The 9,359-nt window shown below is 71.3% G+C and carries 9 protein-coding genes; all 9 read right to left on the minus strand.

Annotated features, from left to right (window positions below; all coding sequences use genetic code 11):
- Positions 1 to 108: 108 nt before the first annotated feature.
- A complete protein-coding gene (locus AAG801_RS37280) occupies positions 109 to 444 on the minus strand; it encodes a DUF3325 domain-containing protein (RefSeq protein WP_341892957.1) in 336 nt (111 codons plus the stop codon).
- 10 nt (positions 445 to 454) lie between these two features.
- On the minus strand, positions 455 to 2,149 hold the full coding sequence (locus tag AAG801_RS37285) for a PepSY-associated TM helix domain-containing protein (RefSeq protein WP_341892949.1): 1,695 nt from the start codon (positions 2,147 to 2,149) through the stop codon (positions 455 to 457).
- A 21-nt stretch (positions 2,150 to 2,170) separates the two neighbouring features.
- On the minus strand, positions 2,171 to 2,467 hold the full coding sequence (locus AAG801_RS37290; protein WP_341892950.1) for an iron uptake protein: 297 nt from the start codon (positions 2,465 to 2,467) through the stop codon (positions 2,171 to 2,173).
- Positions 2,468 to 2,523: 56 nt separating this feature from the next.
- A complete protein-coding gene (locus tag AAG801_RS37295) occupies positions 2,524 to 4,668 on the minus strand; it encodes a TonB-dependent siderophore receptor (protein WP_341892951.1) in 2,145 nt (714 codons plus the stop codon).
- Positions 4,669 to 4,682: 14 nt separating this feature from the next.
- A complete protein-coding gene (locus AAG801_RS37300; RefSeq protein WP_341892952.1) occupies positions 4,683 to 5,927 on the minus strand; it encodes a DUF2325 domain-containing protein in 1,245 nt (414 codons plus the stop codon).
- Between the two features lie 87 nt (positions 5,928 to 6,014).
- A complete protein-coding gene (locus AAG801_RS37305; RefSeq protein ID WP_341892953.1) occupies positions 6,015 to 6,197 on the minus strand; it encodes a hemin uptake protein HemP in 183 nt (60 codons plus the stop codon).
- A gap of 57 nt (positions 6,198 to 6,254) precedes the next feature.
- Positions 6,255 to 7,229: a galactofuranose ABC transporter, permease protein YjfF gene (gene yjfF, locus AAG801_RS37310; RefSeq protein ID WP_341892954.1), complete on the minus strand. Its 975-nt coding sequence runs from the start codon at positions 7,227 to 7,229 to the stop codon at positions 6,255 to 6,257.
- A complete protein-coding gene (locus tag AAG801_RS37315; RefSeq protein WP_341892955.1) occupies positions 7,226 to 8,254 on the minus strand; it encodes an ABC transporter permease in 1,029 nt (342 codons plus the stop codon). The genes yjfF and AAG801_RS37315 overlap by 4 nt, the downstream gene beginning before the upstream one ends.
- On the minus strand, positions 8,251 to 9,359 hold a 1,109-nt coding region (locus AAG801_RS37320; protein WP_341892956.1), incomplete at its 5' end, for a sugar ABC transporter ATP-binding protein. The genes AAG801_RS37320 and AAG801_RS37315, both read right to left, overlap by 4 nt.

Raw genomic sequence — 9,359 nt, forward strand, 5'->3', positions numbered from 1 at the left:
TGGAACAGCTCCAGCGCACGAAGGCGCGGCAGCGTGGCCTTCAGCCCGCTGGTCTTGAGCTCGTCGATGCGTTCGCGCGGCGTGTGGGGCATGGTGGCTTGTGTCAGGTCATCGATCGCCGCGGCCTGGCCGGACCCAGGCGACCAGCGGCAGCAGCCAGCGCGGCCGCCAGCTCAGCGAGAAGGCGATCAGCAGGGCCGATCCGGCCAGCGCCATCACCCAGACGAGCACCGCCATCGTGGCGTGGTCGGCACGCAGGCACAGGCCCAGCGCGAGCAGCAGCGCAGCGGCGCCCATTGCGCGCAGCAGGCGCACGGTGCTGCGGCCGGCAGCGGCCTCACCACGCACCTGCTGCCAGTGGGTCTGCATCGCCAGCGCCAACCAGCCCAGCCCGCAGGTGGTGCACAGCAACGCGGCGGCCAGCAGCAGGGGCTTGCCGCCCATCATCACGGCCTCAGGCACCGGCGGCCTCCGGGCTGGCAGCGGTGCTAGCTTCGTCGTTCTCGAGCGCTGCCGGCTCGGCCATGCCGCGCTCGCGCTGGCGCAGCCGGCGTGCAGCCAGCGCGGCGATCGCGGCGCTGGCCAGCAGCGCCAGGTCCAGCCCCGCCACCGGCCAGTAACCCGCCATGATGGTGCGGCCCAGGTGATCGCCGGTGGTCGCCCAGTTCAGCCCGACCGCGGCCACGGCGAGCACGGCGATCGCCCAGCACTGCTCCCGCCACGCCGGCGCGATGCGCGCCTCGCGCACCGGCGCCGTGCGCCACGCCGCATGGCCGAACGCGAGCAGCCAGGCGGCCCAGAACGCGCCCTCCTCCCAGTCGCCACGCTGCGCCAGGCCGGCCGGCAGCAGCCGGTTGGCGACCAGGATCGCCAGCGCCGCGACCACCATGCCGGTGACCGTGGTGACGGCCAGCGCGTCGACCCAGCGCGCGCCGCCCACGCCGGCCCTGGCATGCTGCTTCTTGCGCTTCTCGACGAAGAAGATGAAGCCGGTGGCGATGCAGGCGCAACCGGCCAGGCCGCCGAGCACGTAGAACCAGCGCAGCAACCAGTGCTCGAAGTGCTGCAGGTGCAGCCCGGTGAGGAACTCGTTAATGCTGGTGACGGCGCTGGGCGGCGGCTCCTCGCGGATCACCCGGCCGGTCGGCCCTTCGAAGTGCACTGCCTGGCCGACCAGCGCGACGCGGTCGCTGCCGGCGCGGAAGATGCTGACGTAGCTGTTGGCGTCGCCGACATGGTTGACGGCGAGGAAGCCGACCTCGCCGGGCATGCCGCGTGCCTCCCAGCGCCGCTTGGCCTCGAGCACCATTGCGTCCACCGAGGCCAGCGGCGCCGCGACCCCGGCCGGCTTGAAGGCCAGGCCCTTGGCCTGCGCCTCGGCGATGGCGTGGCGCATTGCCAGCGGTTGGAGCTGCGTGGTCGAGACCGGCAGGTAGATGCCGGCGAAGATCGTCAGCCCGGACAGCGCGAAGATGAAGTGGAACGGCAGCGCGACCACGCCGGTCAGGTTGTGCAGGTCCAGCACGCTGCGCTGGGTGTGCTTGTTCGGCCTGAAGGTGAACAGCTCGCGGAAGATCTTGCGGTGCATCACCACGCCGCTGACCAGCGCCGCCAGCATCACCAGCGCCGCCAGCCCGACGATCCAGTAGCCCAGGTCCTTCCAGTGCAGGTGCAGGCTGTAGTGCATCGGGTAGAAGAACGCGCTGCCGATCTTCAGCTGGTCGTGCGGCAGCACGCGGCCGTCGCGCGGGTCGATGGTCAGGTGGCCGTGCACATGGTCGTCGGGGTCGTTCGGGTTGTTGGTGACCGCGAACTCGGCGAACAGCGACAGCACCGGGTCGCGGTGCGTCGTGTAGGCGCTCCAGTTCATCAGCGGCAGCGTGGCCAGCAGCGGGCCGCCGACACGCTCGCGCGCCGCCTCGAGCTCCTCGGCCTCCGGCGTGACCTGGCGGAAGATCGGCGCCAGCAGCTTGTCGAAGGAGGGCATGGGCTGCGGCTCGAAGCGTGTCTGCGGAATCGCCCAGCGGTCGATCTCACGGTCGAACACCGACAGCGCGCCGAAGAAGAACGCGATCATCAGCACGTAGCCGAGCACCAGGCCGAACCAGGTGTGCAGCCAGGTCATCGAGAGGCGGAAGCTGGAGAACATGGTGACGTGCTCCGAAGGTGATCAGCTCAGGCTGCGCGACATTGCCCAGGCGGCGCCGGTCATCGCAGCGCCGCCGCCCGCAAGCACGGCCCATACGCGGGCGAGGCTGGCGGCCGCGAAAGCCCAGCAGAACACCGCCAGGAAGACCAGGAAGGCCAGCAGGTAGATCAGCGTGCGCGCCTCGTCGTAGGCCATGCCGGCGGCGACGAGCAGGCTGATGCCGAAGGTCGCGAAGCCCCACACGAAGGCATAGCCGCCGGCCAGGCTGGCGGCCACGCGCGAGGCAACGTGCAGGCGGGTCAGGGGCATGGAGCTCATGGCAGGGAAGGCGATCTGCAGCGCTGCTGAATCACGGTCTTTTCGGTGGCGTTGCCTCAGTACGACCAGCCCAGGCTCACGCTGGCCTTGCGCGGCTCGCCGTACAGGCCCTGGTCCCAGTAGAGGCTGGTGAGGTACTTCTTGTCGGTGACGTTGTCGAGGTTCAGCGTCGCGTAGATCTTCGGGCTGAAGTCCCAGCGCGCCATCAGGTTCAGCAGCGCATAGGAGGGCTGGCGGATCTCGCCGGCGCCGGTGCTGCGCGAGGTTTCGCTGCGCCAGTTGACCGAGGCGCCGAGCTTGAGCGGCGGCAGCGCCTGCCAGGTGCCGGCGGCACGCAGCATCCGGCGCGGCGAGAAGGTGCGCACGTCTTCACCCTCGTCGTCGTGGATGGCCAGCTGCGTGTAGCCGGCGCTGAGCTTGATGCTGGAGGACAGCGCGCCCACCACCTCCGCCTCGAAGCCGCGCGAGCGGGTGTCCACACCCTCGTAGAGCGTCTGGTTGGTCGCGGTGTCGAAGCGCAGCGCACTGGCCAGGTTGGCCTGCTTGGCGCGGAACACCGCGAGGCTGGCGCTCAGCCGCTTGTCGAGCAGTTCGGCCTTCACGCCCAGCTCGGTGTTGCTGCCGGTGGCGGGTGCGAGGCGCTGCAGGTCGTCGCCGAGCTCGAACTGCGGCAGGAAGATCGAGGTCCAGCTGCCGTAGAGCGACCATTGCGGCGCGACGTCCCAGACCGCGCCGACGTAAGGCGTGGTCTTCGTCTCCTGGCGCGCCCGGCTGACGCTGTAGCTGACGCCGCTGCTGTCGATGCGCGTGTGGTTGGCGCCGAGCACCAGGTGCAACGCATCGCTCGCGCTCAGTCGGGTGGCTGCGTAGAGGTTGCGCTGCTTGTCGGTGAAGCGTGCGCCGTCGCCGGCGACGTCGAAGGTCGATTCGGGGTACTGGCCGTCCCAGGTGGCGAGGTCCGGGAACGGCGCGCCGACGTCCGGGTTGCTGCCGTAGGTCGACTGCGCATGCAGGCGCGAGCGCGACGTGGTCGCACCCACCACCAGCTCGTGCTCGCGGCCGGCCAGCGTGAACGGGCCGCTGGCGCGCAGGTCGGCGATGTCCTGCCGGTTGGTGGTCGTGTAGATCGACGGGTAGATCGCCAGGCCGGAGCCGTCCACCGGGTCGGGCAGGCCGTAGACGTAGAACAGCTTGCCGTCGCCGCGGATCTGCTTGTGCGTCAGCACCGCCTGCGCCTGCCAGCCGTTGGCGAACTGGTGCCGGGCCTCGGCGAAGGTGATGGCGGTGTCCGACTTCCAGGAGGTCCACGACGGCGCCGTGCTGGTCGACACGTCATAGTCGGTCGGCGTGCCGTCGCTGTACAGCAGCGGCAACGCGCCCCACATCGAGCCGGTCGGCCGGTTCTGCTGCAGCGTGTGGCCGAGCGAGAGCATGGTGTCGGGCGTCACGTCGGCCTCGACGATGCCGTGGAACACGCCCTTCTTCAGGTGGTAGCGGTCGAGGTAGGAGTCCTTGTCCTGCGCGGCGACGACGAGGCGCCCGCGCACGCGGCCGTCGGCCGACAGCGGCCCGGCGAGATCGGCATCGACCCGGCGATCGTTCCACGAGCCCAGCGTCAGCGCGGCGCTGGCCTGCAGTTCGCGCGTCGGCCGCTTGCGCACGAAGTTCACCGCCGCCGACGGGTTGCCGGTGCCGCTGGTCAGGCCGGTGGCACCGCGGATCACGTCGATGCGGTCGTAGATCGCGGTGTCGAGGTCGCCGTCGACCAGCCCATAGGCAAACGGAAGGCCGATGCCGTCGATCTGGAAGTTGACGATGTCGAAGCCACGCGCGGTGTAGTAGGTGCGGTCGGTCTCGACCTTCTCGGCGACCACGCCGGTGGCGGCGTCGAGCACGACATTGACGCTGGTGAGCTTGAAGTCGTCGATCTGCGAGCGGGTGATGGTCGACATCGATTGCGGCGTCTCGCGCGCCGATTGCGCCAGGCCGGTGGCGCTGCGGCTGCGCCGCGTGGTCCAGGCGCCGGTGGCCTGCGTCGGCTCATCGGTCTCGGCCGCGCCGCGCACGGTGACGGCGGGCAGCGTGGCCTCGGGGCTGGACGCGGCGGCGGCCGGGGCGGCCACCTGCGCCGCGACCGGCAGGCAGGGCGAGAGGGCGAGCAGCAGGGCGGCGCCGCGGCGCCTCGGAGTGCGGGAGTTCATGGGAGGTCTCGTGGTCAGGGATTCGGTGTGGCAGCGGCTGCGGCGTCGTGCTGCGCCAACTGCTGCAGCGCGCGGCGCAGGCCGCTGCGGCTGGGGTTCTCGACGAACACGCAGCGTTTGCCGGTGCGCTTGCAGTGCTCCTTGACGCGCCAGTAGGCGTCGTGGCTGATGCAGCCGGTCTGGCAGATCACCAGGTCGGCGCTGGCCAGCGTGCCGTCGAGCAGCGCGGCGTGGTCGTGCTCGCCACCGTCGTGGTGCATGAAGCGGCCGCCGTGGTGTTCGACGATGCGCCGGTACACCGGCACGCTGGCCGGGCGGCCGCCGACACACAGCACCGCGCGCTCGGCGAGGTCGGCCGGCTCGGCGTGCTCGGCCACCGGCGGCAGCTCACGCGGGCGCTGCTGCAGTTCGGCCAGCGCGGCATCGGCGCGCCGGCGCTCGGCATCCAGCGCCAGATTCGTTCGCGAGAGGGCGCGCTCGAGGCCTCGCGCCCGCTCGGTCTGCGCCTCGAGCTCGGTGGCCAGCGTGGCGCGTGACTTCAGGTCGGGCGCCGCCTGTTCGAGCGCACGCAGCTGGTCCCACAGCGAGGCGATCACGGTGTCGCGGCCAATCAGCTCGGCGCGGCGCAACACCAGCTCGGCCTGCAGCTGCTCGAGCTTGCGCGCCTGCTCGGCCACCGCGCGGGTGTGGCGCTCCTGCTGGCGCGCCAGTTCGGCGGACAATCCGTCGCACTGCGCGCGCAGCGCGGCCAGTCGGCGGCGCTCCTCGCCCTGCCCTTCGCCGAGCTGGTGCTGGCGCATGTGCACGTCGTGCAGCACCTGCTCCTCGAGCGCATCGTCGCAGCGCGGATGGGTCAGCGTGGCCCACAACGCGCCGGCGAGGTCGTCGCCGTGCACGGCATGGCACCACCAGCGGCGCAGGCTGTCGGCATCCTTGAGCGCACCGATGTGCTTGAGTGCCAGCGCGTGACGACGGTCGAGCTCACGCTGCAGCGCTTCGGACAAGGCGCCGCGATGGCCGCACTCCTGCACCGCGCCGCTGTGCAGCTCGTAGTCGCCGGCGAGCACCTCGCCGCCCAGCGCCTTGTCAGCCACCCGGCGCAGCGCGGACAGGCTCAGGCAGACGCCGACCACCGGGCAGTGCGCATGCGCCGGCAGGTCCCACAGGCGACGGCGGCGCGTGCCCGGCGGCGGCGCCGGCGGGCGGATCAGCTCGGGCGGGCAGCAGGGCTGGCCGCCGGGATGCAGCAGGTGCGGCATGGCCAGGCGTGGTCTCGAAAGAGCACGGGCTGGCGTTGAGGCTGGCTGGTGCGAAGGCGGCCCGCAGGCCGCTGAAGCGAAGAGGGTCTACTTGGTGAGGATCAGCTTGCCGGCGGCGGTCAGCCGCAGGCGGTACTGCTCTCCCCGGTGGTCGATCAGCGCCTCGCGCCGTTCACCGAGCAGCACCGTGCTGCTCCAGCGCGGCAGCGCCGGCACCGCAGCGGGCGGCGTGGGCGCCGTGGGCGGCAGCGCGGGAGGTTCGATCGTCATGCGCTCATTCTAAATGCGAACCAGTCGCATTTGCAAGAAGCGCTGCGGCCGCTTCGGTCAGCCGTGTTCGCCGCGGCGCCGGTGGGCGCCCTCCATCAAGCGCTGCAGCACGCAGAACAGGCCGAGCAGCGCGCCGATCGCGATGCGCGTCCACCACGAGCTGAGCGAACCGTCGAACATGATCAGCGTCTGGATCACGCCGAGCATCAGCACGCCGGTCAGCGTGCCCATCACGTAGCCGACGCCGCCGGACAGCAGCGCGCCGCCGATCACCGTGGCGGCGATGGCGTCGAGCTCCAGCCCCTGCGCATGCAGCCCGTAGCCGGACAGCGTGTAGATGCCGAACAGCACGCCGCCGAGCGACGCGCACAGGCCGCTGACCGCATAGACCGCGATGCGCGTGCGCGCCACTGGCAGGCCCATCAGCTGCGCCGAACGTTCGTTGCCGCCGATGGCGTAGACGGCACGGCCGAAGGCGGTGCCGTGGGCCAGCCACACCGCCAGCACCAGCACCACCAGCGCGACGATCACCCCCGGCGTCACCTCGCCCAGCGGCCCGACCGGAATGCGCGCCTGCGACCAGGCCGTGAGCTGGGCCTCGCCGATCGGGATGGAGTCGATGCTGACCAGGTAGCACAGCCCGCGCGCGAGGAACATGCCGGCCAGCGTGACGATGAAGGCCGGGATCTGGAACACCTGGATGACGAAGCCCATCGCGGTGCCGAACAGCGCGCCACCGGCGAGCAGCAGCGGGATCAGCAGCAGCGGCGGCAGCTGCGCGCGTTCGACGCCCCAGGCCAGCAGCATCGTCGTCAGCGCGACCACCGAACCGACCGACAGGTCGATGCCGCCGGACAGGATCACGAAGGTCATGCCAATCGCGACGACGAGCAGGAAGGCGTTGTCGATCAGCAGGTTGAGGAACACCTGGCCGGAGAAGAAGCCGGTGTAGGCGAACGAGCCGCCGGCGAACATGGCGGCGAACAGGGCCACGGCGACCCAGCTCGGCAGCGTCTGCGCATCCAGTCTCATGACAAGCGCCTCCGCCCGAACACCCAGGCCCGCGCCTCGCTCGACTGCAGCAGGCAGACGAGGAACACCACCACGGCCTTTACCACCAGGTTGATCTCGGGCGGGACGCCCAGCGAGTAGATGCTGGTCGTCAGCGTCTGGATGATCAGCGCGCCGAGCACGCTGCCGCGCAGGCTGAAGCGGCCGCCGAGCAGCGAGGTGCCGCCCAGCGTGACGGCGAGGATGGCGTCGAGCTCGAGCAGCTGCCCCGCGTTGTTGCCGTCGGCGCTCTTGACGTTCGAGCTGATCATCAGCCCGGCCAGGCCGGCGGTCAGCCCGCAGAACGCGTAGACGCCGACCAGCAACCCGCGCGCGTTGATGCCCGACAGCCGCGCCGCGATCGGGTTGCCGCCGCTGGCCTGGATGAACAGGCCGAGTGCGGTGCGGTGCTTGAGCCAGGCCATCACCGCCAGCAGCGCGGCGACCAGCCACAGCGCGAACGGCAGCCCGAGCAGGTAGCCGCCGCCGATGAAGAAGTAGGGCTTGTAGTAGATCGTGATGATCTGGCCTTGCGTGATCAGCTGCGCGATGCCGCGGCCGGCCACCATCAGGATCAGCGTGGCGATGATCGGCTGGATGCCCACCGCCGCCACGAGCACGCCGTTGAACAGGCCGCACAGCGCCGCCACGCCGAGCGCCGCGGCCAGCGCCACCGGCATCGAGGTGCGCGTCGCGTAGGTCTGCTGGCCGTCGACGATCAGCAGCTGCCCGCCGATCAGCGCCGCCGCCACCGCCGCGGCGATGGCGACGATCGCACCCACCGAGATGTCGATGCCGCGCGTGGCGATCACCACCGTCATGCCCAGCGCCACCGCCATCAGCGGCGCGGCACGGTTGAGGATGTCGATCAGCGCGCCGTAGAGGTGGCCGTCGCGCCAGGTCAGCGCGAAGAACTGCGGGTTGGCGATGCCGTTGCCGGCGAGCAGCAGCGCCAGCACCAGCGCCGGCCAGAACTGCGGGTGGGCACTCCAGCGTCGCCAGTTCATGCCACCGCCTCCAGCGCTTCGTCATGGCCCGCGACGATGCGCAGCACGCGCGCTTCGTCGAGCTCGGCGGCGGGCAGCTCGGCGACCTGGCGGCGGTCGCGCATCACCACCACACGGTGGCTGGTGGCCAGCACCTCGGGCAGTTCGGCCGAGATGAAGACGATCGCCATGCCCTGCGCGCACAGCTCGAGCACGCGCTGCATGATCTCCTGCTTGGCGGCGACGTCGATGCCGCGCGTCGGTTCGTCGAGGATCAGCACCCGCGGCTCGGTGGCCAGCCAGCGCGCCAGGATGGCCTTCTGCTGGTTGCCGCCGGAGAGCTGGCCGATCGGCGTCTCGGCGTCGGCGGTGACGATGCCCAGGGCGGCGATGAAACGCTGCGCCAGTTCGCGCTGCTCGCGCGGGCTCAGGTGGCGGAACACACCGTGGCGCGCCTGCAGTGCGAGCACGATGTTCTCGCGAACGCTCAGCTCGGCGACGATGCCCTCGGTCTTGCGCTCCTCGGGGCAGAAGGCGAGTCCGTTGCGCAGCGCGTCGCGCGGCGAATTCAGCGTGAGCGGCGCGCCGGCCAGCGTGAGCGAGCCGCCGTCGGCGCGATCGGCACCGAACAGCAGCCGCGCCGTCTCGGTGCGGCCCGAGCCGAGCAGCCCGGCCAGGCCGAGCACGGCGCCGCCGCGCACGTCCAGGTCCAGCGGGCCGACGCTGCCGCGCAGCCCCAGGCCGCGCGCTTCGAGCAGCGGCGTGGTCGGGCCCTCGACGGGGCGCTGCGCGTCGAGCTCCCCCTCGCGCAGCGTGCGGCCGACCATCGCGCCGACCAGCGCCAGCTTCGGCAACTCGGCCGCGAGATGTTCGCCGACCACGCGGCCGTTGCGCATCACGGTGATGCGGTCGGCCATCGCGTAGGTCTGGTCGAGGAAGTGGGTGACGAACAGGATGGCGACGCCGCGCTCCTTGAGCCGGCGCATCACCGCGAACAGGCGTGCGGTCTCGGCCTCGTCGAGGCTGGAGGTCGGCTCATCGAGGATGAGGATGCGCGCCTGCTGGCCGACGGCGCGGGCGATCGCCACCATCTGCTGCACCGCCACCGGGTACTCGCCGAGCAGGC

Source organism: Variovorax sp. YR752 (assembly GCF_943372545.1).

What these genes read in the sequence shown, in the direction of transcription:
- AAG801_RS37280 (WP_341892957.1), bottom strand. Translation starts at nt 444, where the DNA reads ATGGGCGGCAAGCCCCTGCTGCTGGCCGCCGCGTTGCTGTGCACCACC.
- AAG801_RS37285 (WP_341892949.1), bottom strand. Translation starts at nt 2,149, where the DNA reads ATGTTCTCCAGCTTCCGCCTCTCGATGACCTGGCTGCACACCTGGTTC.
- AAG801_RS37290 (WP_341892950.1), bottom strand. Translation starts at nt 2,467, where the DNA reads ATGAGCTCCATGCCCCTGACCCGCCTGCACGTTGCCTCGCGCGTGGCC.
- AAG801_RS37295 (WP_341892951.1), bottom strand. Translation starts at nt 4,668, where the DNA reads ATGAACTCCCGCACTCCGAGGCGCCGCGGCGCCGCCCTGCTGCTCGCC.
- AAG801_RS37300 (WP_341892952.1), bottom strand. Translation starts at nt 5,927, where the DNA reads ATGCCGCACCTGCTGCATCCCGGCGGCCAGCCCTGCTGCCCGCCCGAG.
- AAG801_RS37305 (WP_341892953.1), bottom strand. Translation starts at nt 6,197, where the DNA reads ATGACGATCGAACCTCCCGCGCTGCCGCCCACGGCGCCCACGCCGCCC.
- yjfF (WP_341892954.1), bottom strand. Translation starts at nt 7,229, where the DNA reads ATGAGACTGGATGCGCAGACGCTGCCGAGCTGGGTCGCCGTGGCCCTG.
- AAG801_RS37315 (WP_341892955.1), bottom strand. Translation starts at nt 8,254, where the DNA reads ATGAACTGGCGACGCTGGAGTGCCCACCCGCAGTTCTGGCCGGCGCTG.